Source organism: Pueribacillus sp. YX66 (assembly GCF_041725775.1).
Classification (GTDB): domain Bacteria; phylum Bacillota; class Bacilli; order Bacillales; family UBA6769; genus Pueribacillus.
This window is the reverse complement of sequence record NZ_JBEUEL010000001.1, coordinates 81,663-95,731: the sequence shown is the minus strand read 5'-3', so window position 1 is coordinate 95,731 and position 14,069 is coordinate 81,663. Positions and strand designations below refer to the sequence as shown.

15 protein-coding genes, 1 pseudogene and 1 riboswitch are annotated in these 14,069 nt (G+C 39.6%); of the genes and pseudogenes, 4 read left to right on the top strand and 12 right to left on the bottom strand.

Annotated elements, in window-relative coordinates; all coding sequences use genetic code 11:
* Positions 1-29: 29 nt before the first annotated feature.
* The 4 genes and pseudogenes from ABU914_RS00490 to ABU914_RS00475 all read right to left on the bottom strand — a co-directional run bounded on the left by ABU914_RS00490 (position 30) and on the right by ABU914_RS00475 (position 3,598).
* Positions 30-344 carry a DMT family transporter gene (locus tag ABU914_RS00490; RefSeq protein WP_379667787.1) on the bottom strand — a complete coding sequence of 105 codons (315 nt, stop codon included), beginning with the start codon at positions 342-344 and terminating at the stop codon, positions 30-32.
* Complete coding sequence (locus ABU914_RS00485; protein ID WP_379667786.1) at positions 344-685, bottom strand: DMT family transporter; 342 nt, start codon at positions 683-685, stop codon at positions 344-346. Before ABU914_RS00485 ends, ABU914_RS00490 begins: the two co-directional genes overlap by 1 nt.
* A 179-nt stretch (positions 686-864) precedes the next feature.
* Positions 865-969: riboswitch (guanidine-I (ykkC/yxkD leader) on the bottom strand.
* 37 nt (positions 970-1,006) lie between these two features.
* Positions 1,007-2,510, bottom strand: a pseudogene (locus ABU914_RS00480) (BCCT family transporter).
* An 89-nt stretch (positions 2,511-2,599) separates the two neighbouring features.
* A complete protein-coding gene (locus ABU914_RS00475) occupies positions 2,600-3,598 on the bottom strand; it encodes an LLM class flavin-dependent oxidoreductase (RefSeq protein ID WP_379667785.1) in 999 nt (332 codons plus the stop codon).
* A gap of 63 nt (positions 3,599-3,661) precedes the next feature.
* On the opposite strand from ABU914_RS00475, the gene ABU914_RS00470 reads away from it, so the two are divergent.
* Entirely contained in the window at positions 3,662-4,144 is a 483-nt protein-coding gene (locus tag ABU914_RS00470; protein WP_379667784.1) for a DUF456 domain-containing protein, read from the top strand.
* A gap of 41 nt (positions 4,145-4,185) precedes the next feature.
* On the opposite strand, the gene ABU914_RS00465 is transcribed toward ABU914_RS00470, so the two are convergent.
* The 4 genes from ABU914_RS00465 to ABU914_RS00450 all read right to left on the bottom strand — a co-directional run bounded on the left by ABU914_RS00465 (position 4,186) and on the right by ABU914_RS00450 (position 7,967).
* Complete coding sequence (locus tag ABU914_RS00465) at positions 4,186-5,037, bottom strand: cytochrome c oxidase assembly protein (RefSeq protein WP_379667783.1); 852 nt, start codon at positions 5,035-5,037, stop codon at positions 4,186-4,188.
* A gap of 18 nt (positions 5,038-5,055) precedes the next feature.
* Positions 5,056-5,604: a thermonuclease family protein gene (locus tag ABU914_RS00460; RefSeq protein WP_379667782.1), complete on the bottom strand. Its 549-nt coding sequence runs from the start codon at positions 5,602-5,604 to the stop codon at positions 5,056-5,058.
* A gap of 484 nt (positions 5,605-6,088) precedes the next feature.
* Positions 6,089-6,385 (bottom strand): hypothetical protein, encoded by a 297-nt coding sequence (locus ABU914_RS00455; RefSeq protein WP_379667781.1) that lies wholly within the window; start codon positions 6,383-6,385, stop codon positions 6,089-6,091.
* A 739-nt stretch (positions 6,386-7,124) separates the two neighbouring features.
* On the bottom strand, positions 7,125-7,967 hold the full coding sequence (locus tag ABU914_RS00450; RefSeq protein WP_379667780.1) for a pirin family protein: 843 nt from the start codon (positions 7,965-7,967) through the stop codon (positions 7,125-7,127).
* 165 nt (positions 7,968-8,132) lie between these two features.
* On the opposite strand from ABU914_RS00450, the gene ABU914_RS00445 reads away from it, so the two are divergent.
* A complete protein-coding gene (locus ABU914_RS00445; protein ID WP_379667779.1) occupies positions 8,133-8,948 on the top strand; it encodes a ZIP family metal transporter in 816 nt (271 codons plus the stop codon).
* Positions 8,949-9,344: 396 nt separating this feature from the next.
* On the opposite strand, the gene ABU914_RS00440 is transcribed toward ABU914_RS00445, so the two are convergent.
* The 4 genes from ABU914_RS00440 to ABU914_RS00425 all read right to left on the bottom strand — a co-directional run bounded on the left by ABU914_RS00440 (position 9,345) and on the right by ABU914_RS00425 (position 12,811).
* Positions 9,345-10,754 carry a VWA domain-containing protein gene (locus ABU914_RS00440; protein WP_379667778.1) on the bottom strand — a complete coding sequence of 470 codons (1,410 nt, stop codon included), beginning with the start codon at positions 10,752-10,754 and terminating at the stop codon, positions 9,345-9,347.
* Positions 10,735-11,637 carry an AAA family ATPase gene (locus ABU914_RS00435; protein ID WP_379667777.1) on the bottom strand — a complete coding sequence of 301 codons (903 nt, stop codon included), beginning with the start codon at positions 11,635-11,637 and terminating at the stop codon, positions 10,735-10,737. The genes ABU914_RS00440 and ABU914_RS00435 overlap by 20 nt, the downstream gene beginning before the upstream one ends.
* 51 nt (positions 11,638-11,688) lie before the next feature.
* Positions 11,689-12,267 (bottom strand): histidine phosphatase family protein, encoded by a 579-nt coding sequence (locus ABU914_RS00430; RefSeq protein WP_379667888.1) that lies wholly within the window; start codon positions 12,265-12,267, stop codon positions 11,689-11,691.
* Between the two features lie 256 nt (positions 12,268-12,523).
* Positions 12,524-12,811, bottom strand: a complete 288-nt coding sequence (locus tag ABU914_RS00425) for a metal-sensitive transcriptional regulator (RefSeq protein WP_379667776.1) — start codon at positions 12,809-12,811, stop codon at positions 12,524-12,526.
* Positions 12,812-13,239: 428 nt separating this feature from the next.
* Between ABU914_RS00425 and ABU914_RS00420 the strand changes: the two genes are divergently transcribed.
* Together ABU914_RS00420 and ABU914_RS00415 are read left to right on the top strand one after the other, a co-directional pair.
* A complete protein-coding gene (locus ABU914_RS00420; RefSeq protein WP_379667775.1) occupies positions 13,240-13,578 on the top strand; it encodes a hypothetical protein in 339 nt (112 codons plus the stop codon).
* 84 nt (positions 13,579-13,662) lie between these two features.
* On the top strand, positions 13,663-14,025 hold the full coding sequence (locus tag ABU914_RS00415) for a hypothetical protein (RefSeq protein ID WP_379667774.1): 363 nt from the start codon (positions 13,663-13,665) through the stop codon (positions 14,023-14,025).
* The last annotated feature ends 44 nt before the right edge of the window (positions 14,026-14,069 follow it).

Here is a 14,069-nt window from a genome sequence, read left to right as displayed (position 1 = left end):
GCAAATATGGAAGAATTGAACGAATAATTTTACGAAACAAGTTTTAACCCGACTGCTGAAATCACGACTAAACTAATGAAAAAAAGCCGAATGTTGTCTTTCGGTTCACCGTAAAAAATCATTCCAATAAGCACTCCTCCGATCGTACCGACACCCGTCCAAATGGCATAAGCAGTTCCCATTGAAATTTCTTTCATCGCGATTGTTAAAAGCGTTAAACTAATCCCAAAACCACCGACTAATATTAGCAACCACTTTACATTTATTTTTACACTTAATTGATTTAAAGCGACAACACCGAGTACTTCAAACAAGCCTGCAAACAGTAATATAAACCACTCCATTAACCCTCGTCCCCTTTAACTTCACTCTCTTCTGTCACTATTTGCAATCCGATTACACCGGTAAGAAGCAATGCGATAAAAAAAAGCTTTCCGAGAGAAACCGGCTCATGAAAAACAAACATTTCAACAAGTACAGTACCGCCAGCTCCTGAGCCGGCAAACACAGCATACGCCGTACCGACAGGTAACCGTTTCGTCCCCCTAATTAAAAATATCGTACATCCAATCGTTGCGATAATCGTTATCGTCCACGTGAACAAGTCATACGCATGTTTTAATCCTGTGACCCAAATAATTTCAAAAGCTACAGCAATGAAAATGTATAACCAGTTTTTATTCAAGTGAGATTCTCCTTTACTTTAGATAAACATTACGGTTGAAACATTCATCATTTCACTAATCCGTCACAAGGACGGCCATCCCTCTACTGAATTCGGTTTCCCGATAAATCAAAATATGACGTTTCTTTCCTTTTCACGCTAAACACCAACAGAAAAACCCGGGAATATCGACAAAGATATCCTCCCGGGCTTTTGTCCCTCCGTATACACAACCCCATGCTGTGCGTTCTCTCTCGGTCCAGACCAGTTACATACACATCTGCGGAACCCTAGAGAACTAGAACCTATGAACTCTTATTGTAGCATATCTTAGCATTCCCTCTATTTTCGATTATCACTGTTTGTCACTTTTTCCAACCGTTTAAATCGTCGAACATCGGCTTTTCGAATCGGAAGCGGTTCTTTTCGAAGCAGCTTTGCGAGCGCGAGCATCAGCAACAATAAAAGTGCTGTGAACGGTAAAAAGCCGATACGAGCGAAGCCGTTTGCAATGCGTCTAATCCACCAGAATATAAAAACACAGCCGCAATTGCCGACATAAGCACTCCCCCATACAATTTTTCCAATAAATGGCGGTTGAAGACATGCTTGCTAAAATGTACGTTGCGGAATCTGCAGACGTTACGAGAAAGGTTAAAATTAATAAAATCGAGATGACCGATAACAATCCCGAAAACGGCAACTGTTCAAACGTCTGGAATAATGCTGACGTAACATCAGCATTTACTGATGCTGCAATCTCCGTACCTTGATTTACCACAGTGCAGTTCCACCAAAAACAGCAATCCATAAGCAAGCAATTAATGGTGGAACGACCATCACACCGAGTAAATATTCACGAATCGTTCTGCCTTTCGTAACGCGAGCAACGAATGCACCGACATACGGCGACCACGCAATCGTCCACGCCCAATAAAACTCACCCACGTTCCACCTACGTACGATTGCAAACGTAGACTATACTGAATAAAATTCGATAAATAGTCACCAAGGGCAAGCGTAAAGGTTCCTAAAATAAACAGAGTCGGTCCTGTAATAAATACAAAGACGAGCAATCCAAGGGCAAATCCTAAATTGAAATTGCTTAAGTATCGGATGCCTTTATCCAACCCTGTATATGCAGCAAACATAATTACAATTATAATCATCTGAGTGCCAATCGAATTGTTGATCCCAAATAGCGCTTGCAGACCGTTCATTTGAAGAACGCCTAAACCAAGCAAAGTAGCAATCCCCATCACTGTTGCTATGACGGCTAACGATTCAACCGTATATTTAATAGGACGTCTTTTCCCAGCAACTGGTTCTAACGCTGTAGAGACGAGTCCACTCTTCTTCTTCCGAAATTGCAAAAAACGATGACTAACCCGAAGAGTGCAAAAATTGCCCACTGACTGACCCCACAGTGAAAAAAGCATAGCCCATCGCAAGCCTTGCAGCGGATTCGGTTTGCGCTTGTATGTTTTCAAATGGAGGTGTGAAAAAGTGGCTCATCGGTTCGGCGACGCCCCAAAACACGAGACCGACGCCGAAACCAGCGAAAAAAAGCATACCGATCCACGTAAAAAAATGGAAACTCCGGTCGTTCCCCTTCCCCAGCTAACCGAATTGACCCATATTTGCTAATTGCTAACCCGATGAGAAAAACAACGATAATAAAAACCGTCAACAAATAAAACCAGCCGAAATCAATTGTCGTTAATTCATACAGTATGTTCGCGACACGCCCAATCGCGTCAGGCATAACTGCTCCAATGATAACGAGAACTAAAATGACGAGTGCGGAAATAAGAAATACTGGATTTCGCCATACTTTGTTATCCATGTTAGCCTCCTCCAGTACAAAACACGCTGCCAATGTTCTTAGCATTGTTCGGAAGAGGAGTAACTATTCAAATGAATCGATGACACAAGTTACAGATTTGCGAGTATTTCATAGGACCTTAGGCGTGCTTTATGATCGTAAATTTGTGCATTGATAATCAGTTCATCTGCTTTCGTTCGTTCGATAAAGGCTTGCAACTGCGCTTTCACTTTTTCTGGTCCGCCGATAATCGATGAACTGAGCCTACTCTCTAGTGCTGCTTTTTGATATTCTGTGTATAAACCTTCCATGCTCTCAACAGGCGGTTGAAGCTTCGCCGGTTTGTTCCGAATCAGATTTAAAAATTGTTGTTGCATCGACGTCGATAATCGCTCTGCTTCTTCATCTGTATCAGCAACAACCACGTTAATTCCCAACATAACGTATGGTTCATCAAGGACTTCAGACGGTTCAAAAGATGAACGATAAATTTCCAACGCTGGTATCGTATTTTCAGGCGAAAAATGGCTTGCGAACGAAAACGGAAGTCCAAGCCGTCCAGCAAGTCGTGCACTAAATCCACTTGAACCGAGTAGCCAAATTGGAATATGGCTTAAACCTTCTCCCGGTATCGCACGGACACGTTGAGTGCCGTCAAATGGTTGAAAATAACGACGCAATTCAGCAAGCATATCCGGAAAATCACTGCCATCACTCATGTTATTTCTTCGAAGCGCAAATGCTGTCAATTGATCCGTACCTGGCGCGCGCCCAAGCCCGAGATCGATCCGACCTGGATATAACGTTTCTAGCGTTCCAAACTGTTCAGCAATGACAAGTGGCGAATGGTTCGGAAGCATAATACCTCCGGAACCAACCCGAATGCTTGACGTCGCTTGCGCAACATGAGAAATTAAAAGCGATGTTGCTGAGCTTCCGATGCCTGGCATGTTATGATGTTCAGCCAGCCAATATCGGTTATAGCCTAACTTTTCCGCGTGTTTGGCAAGTTCACGTGTGTTTCGAAACGTATCTTCTGCTGATCCGCCTTCGACAATCGGTGCTAAATCTAACACTGAAAACGGAATGTTTTTAAATGTAAATACCATAAGATCAACTTCTTTCTATATAAGGTTGTTTTGTATTTTCTTGCGAAAAGAGATGAATTAACAATGACAGTCATCATATGGATTGGAATCGTCCTATTATTTTTATTAAGTTTCTTCGGATTAATCTTTCCGATTATTCCGTCCGTTTTAGCGGTTTGGGGTGGTTTTCTTCTCTATTATTTCGGAATCGAAAAAGATGAATTATCCTTACTTTTTTGGATCGCCATGGCGATTTTAACGTTATTTATTTTTATTGCTGACCTTTTAGCGAGCAGTTATTTTGTAAAAAAATACGGCGGTTCCAAATGGGGTGAACGCATCGCCGCGCTTGCCATCATCATCGGTGCGTTCATCGTGCCTCCATACGGCATTCTTATTGTTCCATTTCTCGCCGTCATCATAACTGAATTCCTCATTGAAAAAGACATTCAAAAAGCCTTCAACATCGGAATTGCAACATTGATTGGGCTTTTAAGCGGAACATTAGCAAAATTTATCGTCCAGCTTATCATGATCATTTGGTTTTTCCTTGCTATCATTTTTTAATTGAAGAAAAGCTGTTCAAGCGATGGTGGCTTAAACAGCTTTTACTTTTTATCATCTAAATGAATGACAACCCCGCGGGCGATACGGATATTTTCATCATCGACTTGCCCTTCCTTATCTTCTTCCTTTTTCGCCCACAGCATCATAATTTTAAATAAAGCGATACCGTAGCTCGTCAATTGAATCGCTTTTAACGTTCCACCAGCCAATTGTTGATCATACACTGCTGTCATCATCGGCATCATGTCAACGACCGCAGCATACACAGGGTAATGCGCCTTTTCAATAATGATTAAGAAAATTCCGATCGGCATGAGTAACATCGCTGTACAAAACACATAAGCCGCTCTTGTGAAATCAGTTAACTTGCTGACTTCTGGTAGAGGGGTAATGATCGTCCACCACATTAAAAAGGCATGAATCATTAGTATCGTTTGCGCCAAAGACGTGTAAAACACATTCGCTTGAATCGTATTAAAAACACCCGGTACGAAATAAATCGTAAGCAAGCCATTAAAGAAAATCGCAGTCATCCAAGGGTGAGCGAACAGTTTAATCGCATTTCTCATCCGATAATCCCAAAAGTAACGGCGAATAAAGTCTACAGGCAAACTTAAAATAAACAATGGCGTGACGACGAAAAACATTATTGAGATTTGAAACGTATGGGCACTAAACATATAGTCGTTCGCAATGACGGTAAAAGGGCTTCCTTTTACAGCATAAAGCAACACAACAGCCGTGAAAAAGAATTTTACTTGCCTGCTCGTCACTTCATAAAATTGAGATGCTACAATTTTTCTAACATACAAATACGATAGGAATAACAAAACGACAATCCAAACCGGTCCCCACAATTCATACCATGTATAATTAGAAAAAACTCCGTCCACGGTCATTTACCCCCTCGGCTACTTCACATTCACATACCCATCTTCAGTTACGTAATCTTCAATGCTCCAAATGCCTCTTCCTTCTTGCTTTGCTTCTTTTTCGATTTCCAAGTAACGATCAAGATTCCTTTTATCATTATATACGTAAGCGACTCTTGCGAGACCCTCCCGCAAAAGCTCTTCTTGTATACTTTTTCCGTCCACATATAAATATCCTAACAGTCTTCCGTATTTATCCCGTTCTTGGATGCCAATTTCGATATCGACCTTTCTCTCTTTCAGAAGCTCTTCCACTTTTTCCTTTGCTTCCACCGCAAACGGCTGCGGACCATCAAATTGTTTATGTGATAGTTCAGGTGTATCAATGAGTAAAAAGCGAATATTTTCCTCATTGCCATTGTAATTAATTTTAATTGTATCTCCGTCAATCACTTTAATAACATCGAATGTTTCACTTTGAACGGTTTCGGTTCCAAAAAATTCACTTAAATCAAGTCCATAATAAGAGCCTACCGTAATCACAACTGCGACTAGTATTGCAGACATTAACGATTTCTTTTTCTTCACGTGACGTTTTCCCCTTAGCTGTTTTCTCTATGTAGATCATTCCCATTTTAGCAAAAAAAGTGTGAGATGAGTAGCGAATGCCTTTTTATCCAGCTGTGAGGAGTAAATTTATGTCTTTCACTCTTTAATGATGGGAAAATTTTTTTATCCACGGATGTTATTACTTACCATTAGGTTTTACTCTTTTTTGAGTCAAAACGAGCCGAATTCCATTCGTTTACATTTTAAATTGTGGAAGAGTGGTGATAAAGGACCTCATTGTGGAGTTCCCTTAGTTGTTTCGATGTAGATATCTTTATCAAGTATACCTGAGCGTAAAAATTTCCAAATCCATTTCAAAACAATCAAGGTATGCTCGTATTCTTTTGTGGTGTATCGTGTCAAAGTAACTCTTTAAATCACAGTCCATAACGACTCGATAGCCATCCCGAAAGTATTCTCATCGCTTGATGACATTTCTTCCTTTGCGAAAGCCAAAGCTATTTTACAAAAAGTGTGGATCGATAATCGGGTCAATGACTTGTACAGGGAATTCCTTAAGTATCTTTTCGACCCGTTTTGGTTTGGCTACCCGTTTAACGGGTTGTAGTTGGTATGTTCCATCCCTTAACTTTTGTTTTAACGGTTCATAGAACTTACTCATGTAACTTTTAAGTTCATAGACTGTTATTCCATCCACTCCCGGTGCTCCTTTGTTGGCATACACCTTTTCGTATGTAGTCCAAAAGTTACTATCGGAAATAACTTTCTCGATTAAATTGATACCCTCTTGTTTCTTCATATCCATGCGACATCCCTACGCTCTCCTATGTACCTTTCCGTTTCCAACGTATTTCTCCATGGGCAGTCATCTCTCCAGCAATTGCCACGATAATTTTCTGAGCTTAGGCGGCGATGTCTGCACCTCCTTGTTCTTCAAGATATAAGGTTGCTCAGCCCTTTGTTTCGTAGAAACTACTTTGGTCTCTGCTGACTTCTCACCATTCATCACCTTATCACTAAGGTGATTGTTAATTGAATAACCTTCCTCCCATGTAACTGCTGCATTTACTGTATGGAACTTGGGCAGTATCGGACATTGTTTTGTTATACAAACTCATCCATTCCAAGTCAGCCTTATTATGCAGGTTCTGTTCGTCAGTTCGGAATTTTGCCTTCAGATTCCACTCACGGTGGACACCCTTGCCTTTAGCTAACAGTTCCTACTGCCAAGCCTGTAGTGGACTTTCACCACCAAGTTATAGCCCATGTCGGGCACACATAAAAAAATCCGTTCGAATCATTTTCAAAACGGATTTTTAAAAACATAAAAAAGAAGCGGTTATTTTAGTAGACGGTCCCATCGTTGATAGTAAGACAAGCCAATTCCTTATAGTGAATACCCTGGCCAAAGACGGAAAATCGTTGCAGTACATCGTTCGCAAATAATAACGACTTAGAATGAAGTGCTACAGCAACGTTTTTATGTTTGTCATCATATGCAAGAATTTAAGCCCTTGAAAATGTCAAGGGATACCCGTCTACTCAAATTTTCCTTCTCGATAATCTTGATACGCTTGGACGATTTCTTCCTCTGAATTCATAACAAACGGACCACGTGCGAAAACACGTTCCCTAATAGGCTCCCCAGCGTATAACAAAACAAGCAACTTTTCTTCTGCATGGATTTCTACTTCTGTCTGTTCTTCATCGCTAGTCCGTTCTAGCCAGAGCACTTGTCCTTTCTTGCCTTTTGTCTTTTCACTGCCGAACGTTCCTTTTCCTTCGACGATATAAAGAAATCCGTTGTAGCTTCCAGGAAGGTCTTGAGTAAACGTTGCATTTGGTTCGAGGTTTACTTCAACCATCGTAATCGGCACGTGATTTTTTGTACTTGCCTTTACATCCCCAGATGAACCGGAAAACACTCGTATAACCGCACCGTCTTCATGCCGAACGGGCATGTCTTGACTGCGCAAATTTTGATAGCGTGGAGCTGTCATCTTTTTGTGACTCGGAAGATTCACCCAAAGTTGCAACGAATGGACAGTTTCTCCGTGCGCTGGCTCTTCTGCATGAATGATTCCCTTCCCAGCTGTCATCCATTGAACATCTCCAGGAAGCAGTTCCCCTTTGCCCCCTTTATTGTCTTCATGTTCAAGTTTCCCCTCAATGACATATGTGACGGTTTCCATACCACGGTGTGGATGCATTCCGAAAGTACCGCGCTGAAAATAGTCTTCTGCCATAATTAAAAACGGATCATGTTGTTTCCAAAGTCCAGGTTCAATGACGAAACCTGACGAATGCGCAAGCGAATGTTCTTGAATCATAACATCTCGTACGTTGCGAATCTTCCTCGAGACTCGATACTCTCCACTCATGTTGTAGCCTCCCATAGTCTATAATATTGTGATGAACCATCGATTCCAATCATAAATTAAAGTAGTAAGGACTTCACTTCTTTTGCTCCAGATCAAAATTTAGCCGAATGATATTTGTTATAGTATGATAAAAATAGAAACGTTAAAAGGAGTTTCATAACGATTATGAACGATTTTTTTCAACAGTTTAACCCTATCACAATGGCTTTCATCGCGACATTATTTACGTGGGGAATGACCGCACTCGGAGCAGCGGTCGTTTTTACAACAAAAAACTTCAACCAGCGCATGTTAGATAGTATGCTCGGATTTGCCGGTGGTGTCATGATTGCCGCGAGTTTTTGGTCACTGTTATCCCCAGCGATTGAAATGTCAGAATACCATACAATCGGAAATTGGTTTCCTGCAGGATTAGGATTTTTACTAGGTGGGGTTTTTTTATGGATCATTAATAAAATATTACCTCATCTTCATCCAAATACTCCGATTCGTAAAGCTGAAGGCTACTATCCAAGAGATCGAAAAAGAAGTACGCTATTAGTACTAGCGATTACATTACATAATATTCCGGAAGGTTTGGCTGTCGGGATTGCTTTTGGTGCGCTTGCTTCAGCTGGAACAGAGGCAACATTGACGAGCGCATTAACGTTGGCACTTGGGATTGGCGTCCAAAACATTCCCGAAGGTATTGCTGTTTCAATGCCTTTAAGAGGTGACGGTTTATCGCGCGGGAAAAGTTTTTTCTACGGGCAACTTTCAGGTGCGGTTGAGCCAGTTTCAGCCGTTATCGGAGCATTAGCAGTTGCGTTTGTCGAACCGCTTCTTCCATACGCATTAAGTTTTGCAGCTGGTGCGATGATTTTTGTTGTAGCTGAAGAAGTCATCCCAAGCTCACACGAAAAAGGAAACAAAGACTTAGCTTCGATGAGTTTAATGATTGGCTTTACATTGATGATGATTCTCGATGTGGCACTAGGTTAAAAAGTGCAATCTGTGTACTTCCTTGGATCAAAATGAACGCCCACATAATCATTTTTCTGGAGTCGCACTGGAATCGCATTGATAATTTTTCTAACCTCTTCTATGCTACAGCGATAACTCTTTATCGATCTCTTCTTCGAGAACGTGAGCGATTTCAATTTTTAAAAGATCCACACGTGTAAATATAATATGACGAGTATAAATATAAGTCAGAATGAATTTCCGCCCTGCCTCGTTCAAATATTTCTTTAAGCCGGCTTCTTTTTGACACCGACATTGTTCCCGTGAAGCAGTGCTACTTAACTCATGCAGCTTTTCAGTTTCGAAATTAGTTCAATAATCTATTAATTTCAATAAATGATAATGAATACTCTAGTCATCCCATTCTACTTCCATTCAAACCCCACGTAAACTAGCCACGAACTTCGCAAGATCGTTTACACTTTCAATATAATGAGCAGAATCGCAAAGAGCGATGTATTGGGTCATCACACTATCCCCATAAGCCCATGATGTCTTTGGCTCAGGATTTAGCCAGTATACTTTTTTCACCCAGTTTCGGATCGTTTTAAGGGCGTCTAGTCCCGGATCCCGTCCATTGTTTCTTGCATCTCCTAAAATGATGACGGAGGAGCTTTTTGCGAGGTCATGAAGATATTTTTTTACAAATTGCCGAAAAACTTGACCGTAATCACTGTTGCTCGTGTTTAAGACGAGATCACATTCGGAATACAAGTTTCCCATTGACCGCGGGAAGTCTTCTCTCGATACGTAACGAGTAATCTCATCGATATCACTAATAAAACCGTAACACGTAATTCCTGCAAATTGACTGCTAAAACAATTCGCTAGTTGAAGTGCAAATTGGCTAAAAATCTCGACAGAGCCAGATAAGTCACAAAGAATTGCAATCCTTTCGCGCTTCGGCAATTTTCGTTTAAAAGTGATATCAATCGGTATCCCTCCATTCGATAGCGAGCTTCTCATCGTTTTCCTTAAATGTAATATTCCTTTTTGATCATGATCTTTATATTTTTTCTGATAAGAAAGTTGTCTCACAATATCCGGTACGATCTGCTGCATTTTTTGAATTTGCGTAAACGTCGCTTTATAAATTGCGACATCGGAAACATCTTCATACTCCTCTTTCAATCGTGTACGCATAACTCGTACATTGCGGTCTCCACTATTATACCCCGAACTAAAAACCGTTTTTCGTAAAAGCGCCTCTGCCCGATTCAACGAATGTTCTGCATTTTTTCGGTGCCAGACACTTAAGTTAGGATCTTCTTGAATTTCATTTGCAATTTCTTCAAACTTCAACATCGCCCGAAGATAGTGATACAAGGCGCGTCGCTTTTTCGTTCTCAAAAAGGGATTCCCTTCATTGTTGCCTTCGCCTTCCCCTGTTCCGCCACCTTGTCCTTGACCTGGCAAAAAGCTTTCTTCACCCATTGACTCTGTAGCATTCGCCATCGCAAGATTAAAAAGATTTTCTAATTCACTTTGGTTTCCGGTCAAGATTGAATGGCGAAGAGAGCTGAGAATCGAAGATAAAGAGTCGTGTGGCGGATGTTCTCCATACCACCTAATCCACCAACGTTCAAACTGCTCATGAAAGATATCAGACTTTTTTTCATCTTTAAGCATACAGGTCTGAAAAATAAGACGAATGCGTTCTTTATCTTGAGTCGTTGGAGACGGAATACCGTTAAGAACAGAGGCGACCTCTAATGTTTCTGGAATCGATACCGGAACCCCAGAAAATCGCAAAGAACTTCCAAAATCAACAATTTTGCCGATCATGTTTTTCACCTTCAACAATCTTAGATAATCTTCGCTTTGCTTCTTCAATGTCGGTATGATCTTTAATTAAAACATTTAATGTTTGCAAAACAGTCTGAACATCAAGCGTCTGAATTCCTATCGCTAACAATGCTTCCGCCCAGTCAACTGCTTCTGCTACACTCGGCGCTTTACGAAGATCCATATTTCGAAGCTGTGAAAGCGCCATCGCCACTTCATCCACTAACTCTTCTTTTAGCTCAGGGACACGTTCGCGAATAATCGCTGCTTCTCTTTCAGGATTCGGGTAATCAATATATAAGTACAAGCAACGACGACGAAGAGCCTCTGATAAATTCCGCATTTGGTTCGATGTTAGAACAACGATCGGACGCTTCACCGCTTTTACCGTTCCGAGCTCAGGAATTGTCACTTGAAAATCACTTAACAATTCTAATAACATACTTTCAAATTCAGGTTCTGCTTTATCGATTTCGTCAATGAGAAGAACAACCTGCTCATGTGAGCGAATCGCAGCAAGTAGTGGTCTTTCCAATAAATATTCTTCGGAAAAAAGATGATTAACCGATGACGAATCACCTTTTCTCGCTTGGAGAGAAAGAAGCTGTTTTTTATAATCCCATTCATATAAGGCTTTCGCTTCATCAAGTCCTTCATAACATTGCAGTCGAATAAGCGGAAAGCCTTTCCAAGAGCTAATCACTTTAGCCAATTCTGTTTTCCCTACACCTGCTGGTCCTTCAATTAAAATCGGTTTTTCCAACGATAATGCTAATGATACGGTTGTAATCGTTCGTTCATCCGCAACATAATGTTCTGATTGTAGCCCTTCTTTCGTTTCTTTTAACAATTGATCCAACTTAGAAGCTTTTGTCTGATTCATAAGATAGTCCTTTCTGAAAAACATAAGTATACTGGAATGAAAAACATCTCGTTAACTAAACTGAGAAAGATGGGAACATTGATTAAATTCGATGATGTTCCAACGTCCTTTATCATAACGGATATTGCTTATCGAAGCATTCCTTAATTTTAACTTATCTCTTCCATATTCCCCGTTCGATAACGAATCAAATAGTGAATTAATGACAGCACCATGTGAAACAAGCAAAACTTGACTGTCTCGATATTGTTCGTTGATTTTACGTAATCCTTCCATAATTCGGTTGTTCAACGAAAATCGGTCTTCTTTATTTGGATACTTCCGATCGGGGAACGCCGAAATAACCTCCTCCATCGTCATACCTTCCGCATCACCAAAATCTCTTTCAATAAATTCATGAATTTCATAGAATGGAAGGTTTAAAAAGCGATTTATAATCTCCGCTGTTTGTTTTGCTCTTTGTAACGGGCTCGTTAGCATAACATCAAAGTGGATGCTTTTTAAGAAGTGACCACACTGTTCCGCTTGTTTCATTCCGGTTTCATTTAAAGAGATATCCGTTCTCCCTTGAAGTCTTCCTGTTGCATTCCATTCTGTTTCACCGTGCCTTACTAAATATAAAGTCGTGATTTGTCATCACTCCTTTCTATTTGTATCAGATTTCTACTCTTATGTTTGAAAATCATTTTCAGATTGCATCCATATTCATACTATGCAAAAATCTCAGGAAAAACGAAGAGAACAAAATCGGCCACATCAAAAATGCTGAGATTAAAAGGTCTACAGTATCCCTCACCTCATTCATCATTTTTGGATTTTAACTTCAATTCAGATTTACAATACCCTTGTATAGTATATTTAAAACAAAATAAAAAACTTGTGTTTTTCATTTTGTCATCGTTTTCATCACATCCATTAATTCCTTAATTGCCTCTTCTCCATTATTTGCTTTAACTGCGTTCGTTACACAATGATGTGTGTGATCTTCTAGCAAAGCAAGAGAGACTTTATTTATCGCTGATTTCACTGCACTGATCTGATGCAAAATATCTACACAATAACGGTCATTTTCAACCATTTTATGAATACCGCGAACTTGTCCCTCAATTCGTTTTAAGCGGTTAAGAAGTTGTTGTTTATGTGGTTGAACCGTTTTTTTCTCATGTTCCGACATGTTTTTCACCTACTTATGAATACTTTCACCTCGTAAATTTTATATTATCAAATGAGTTTTAAAAATCAATTTTATAATCGATTTAAATACAAAAAAACAGACTCATCGTTTTAAACAAAGTAATACCTTTGACGCTGTGAATCGCCATTTGCCAAAGACCCGATACATTCGATGAAGTGTTTGCAATAAGTTTATTTTTATAAGAAAATGACATTTACTAGTTCTTTATGTTTTACTATAATTTAATCCGTTGTTGATTTGATCCAGTATTACGTGGAATTTGGATCTGAGACAATCGATTCCTTGTCTTTTTTGCTTATACAAATAGGAACAGAGGGACCCGACCCCTCTTCCCTTTTTAACACGTTTTATTCTGAAAGTTCTGGGATTTCCATCTCTTGTACTCTCCGCTAATAGCATGTAGATAAATGGATATATTTTATGATGAGAAAAGTAAAATCAATTATTCATACAGCATCGATAGCAGTAGTCATAATAGCTATAGGTGCTATTACAGCGCAAGGATTGACACACCAGCATATTTCTATTCTATGGGATCTGGCGCTACTGTTTATATTCAAGGGTACAATACTGTTGGCGTAAAAGGAACAGGTCTATACGATACAAATAAAAACAAGGTAGTGACTGGATGTAAAGTAAGATTAAGAGAAGGGAAACGTGGCTGGACAACAAAGTTATCAAAAATAAATAATCCATTAAAAACTGCTTATACTACTTACAGTATAATTTTAACTGTAGAAGAATAGATGACAAATCATAGAGTGTGAAGTAGTTGGCTATATTGATAATTTTACTAATGTAGTGGCAAATATTATTCCATCACTAAACCGATGAAGAAGAAATATTATATTGACGCTGGTGAAAAAAGTGAGCTACTCATACAAGACCTATTAACTGCGATACAAAAAACAAACAGCGAGACTGAAATTTATTATGAGAAAGTTGAAAAAGCATGGCGGACTGATCTATTCAATCAAAAATATGCGCTTCTTATATTTCTCGGATCTAATGCTCTCCTATTTGTCTCTGGATTCACTATTATACTTTCATCGGTAGAAAAATATAAAAGAGAGATGTTTGTTAGGAGATTATCAGGAGCAGGTGAAACCCGTTTATTACTAACGATTTACTTCAATATGTTAAGTATTCGATTCATAGGCATCATGCTAAATAAAACTCGCTCGCAAATTTAATCAAATATTTGTAGAGTAGTATAAACGTAAAGAAAATTTCCCCG